This window comes from Pseudomonas edaphica (assembly GCF_005863185.1).
GTDB lineage: Bacteria > Pseudomonadota > Gammaproteobacteria > Pseudomonadales > Pseudomonadaceae > Aquipseudomonas > Aquipseudomonas edaphica.
In genome coordinates this window covers 1-2124 of sequence record NZ_VBVZ01000839.1, presented here as the reverse complement: position 1 = coordinate 2124, position 2124 = coordinate 1, and the positions used below count along the sequence as shown (strand labels likewise).

The following is a 2124-nucleotide window of genomic DNA, read 5'->3' as shown; positions in this document are numbered from 1 at the left end:
TCGGCCAGGGTGATGGTGACCTTGGACCAGTCCAGGCCTTGTTTGGCCAGGTTCTGAAAAAACGCCACGGGGCTGCGGCCACCGGACACGACCAGGGTCGCTTCGCCACGGGCACTGATGGCCGCGCGCAGTTGCTCGGCCACGTCAGTGGCCAGGCCATCGGCCAGCAACACCGGCGTGCGGTACTCATGGGCTGTCACGCCCTGAGGCAGTTTCAATTCAGATATCGCCATACCACGACCTCCCATCCCGCGTGATCAGTGCAATTGAGCTCATCGGCCCCCAGGACCCCGCCGCATACGGCTTGGGCGCATCACCGGATTTTTTCCACCCGGCGATCAACTGGTCACACCACTTCCACGCGGCTTCGATTTCATCTTTGCGAACAAACAGGTTCTGATTGCCGCGCATTACTTCCAGCAACAGCCGCTCGTAGGCATCGGGAATCCGTGCACTGCGATAGGTGTCGGAAAAATTCAGTTGCAGCGGGCCGCTGCGCAGTTGCATGCCCTTGTCCAGGCCTTGCTCTTTGGTCATCACGCGCAAGGAAATACCTTCGTCCGGCTGCAGGCGGATGATCAGTTTGTTGCTGATCTGCAGGCGCTGCTCGGGGGCGAAGATATAGTGGGACGGTTCCTTGAAGTGAATGACGATCTGCGACAGCTTTTGCGGCATGCGTTTGCCAGTACGCAGGTAGAACGGCACGCCAGCCCAACGCCAGTTGCGGATATCGGCACGCAGGGCGACGAACGTCTCGGTGTCGCTCTGGGTGTTGGAGTTCTCTTCTTCCAGGTAGCCTGGCACCGGCTTGCCGGCGCTGTAGCCGGCGATGTACTGGCCGCGCACCACTTGGGTGGTCAGGCCTTCCGGGCTGATCGGCGCCAGGGCCTTGAGCACCTTGACCTTCTCGTCACGGATGCTGTCGGCGGACAGGTCGGCCGGTGGGTCCATGGCGATCAGGCACAGCAGCTGCAGCAAGTGATTCTGGATCATGTCACGCAGTTGGCCGGCCTTGTCGAAGTAACCCCAACGGCCTTCGATACCGACCTGCTCGGCCACGGTGATTTCCACGTGGGAAATGTAGTGCTGGTTCCACTGGGTTTCGAACAGGCTGTTGGCGAAACGCAGCGCAATCAGGTTCTGTACGGTTTCTTTGCCCAGGTAGTGGTCGATGCGGTAGGTGCGGTTTTCCGGGAAAAACTGCGCCACGGCGTCGTTGACCTTGCGCGAGGATTCCAGGTCCGAACCGATGGGTTTTTCCAGCACCACGCGGGTGTTGTCCGCCAGGCCGACCTTGGCGAGGTTCTCGCAGATCGCGCCATACACCGCCGCCGGGGTGGCGAAATAGGCGATCAGGCGTTGGTCGCTGCCGACTTTTTCGGCCAGAGCGACGTAGTCATCGGCTTTCATGAAGTCGACGTGCACGTAGGCCAGACGCGCCAGGAAGCGCGCGGCCACAGCTTCGTCGAGTTCCTTGCCGACGTAGTTACGCAGTTCTTTTTCGATATGGGCCAGGTGCTCCTGCTCGGAACCGGCTTCACGGGCCAGGCCCAGGATGCGCGTATCGTCGTGCAGCAGCCCGGCGCCATCGAGTTGGTAGAGGGCAGGAAATAACTTGCGCAGCGCCAGATCACCCAAGGCGCCAAACAGGGCAAAGGTGCAGGGTTCTACGGTTATCGAAGGCATGATGTTTGTTCTTTTATCAAGTTAAGCTACAAATACCTTTTTTCAAGGCATCACTCAAGGAAAAATGTAGTAATAACCACAACATTTTCCCGAAATACGCATTCCGAGTGGTGGTGTTCAGCTACCCTCAGTAGGATAGGCCACCGCAAAGGGCCACTCGTCGATGGGTTACCGCCCTTTATTTGCATCGTCGCCCGAAGGAAAGACTGAATGGACCGCGTGCGAAATCTTCTGGAACAGATCCGGAACCGCCTCGAAGAATTGAACAAGGCCGAGAAAAAAGTCGCCGAGGTCATCCTGCAAAACCCACAGCAGGCAACCCGCTTCTCGATCGCCGCCCTCGCCCAAGCCGCCTCGGTCAGTGAACCGACGGTCAACCGTTTCTGCCGTTCGTTCGGCGTCAGCGGTTACCCTGAACTTAAATTGCAGCTGGCGCAA

At 58.9% G+C, this 2124-nt stretch carries 2 protein-coding genes and 1 pseudogene; 1 reads left to right on the top strand and 2 read right to left on the bottom strand.

The features are described 5' to 3' along the window. Both FEM54_RS31130 and zwf read right to left on the bottom strand, forming a co-directional pair. Positions 1 to 233: 6-phosphogluconolactonase (locus tag FEM54_RS31130; RefSeq protein WP_171045951.1), on the bottom strand; the 233-nt coding region annotated here is incomplete at its 3' end. Continuing rightward, on the bottom strand, positions 220 to 1686 hold the full coding sequence (gene zwf / locus FEM54_RS31125) for a glucose-6-phosphate dehydrogenase (RefSeq protein ID WP_099550450.1): 1467 nt from the start codon (positions 1684 to 1686) through the stop codon (positions 220 to 222). The genes FEM54_RS31130 and zwf, both read right to left, overlap by 14 nt. Before the next feature lie 219 nt (positions 1687 to 1905). On the opposite strand from zwf, the pseudogene FEM54_RS31120 reads away from it, so the two are divergent. Next, positions 1906 to 2124 (top strand): annotated as a pseudogene (locus FEM54_RS31120) (transcriptional regulator HexR); the annotation flags it as partial.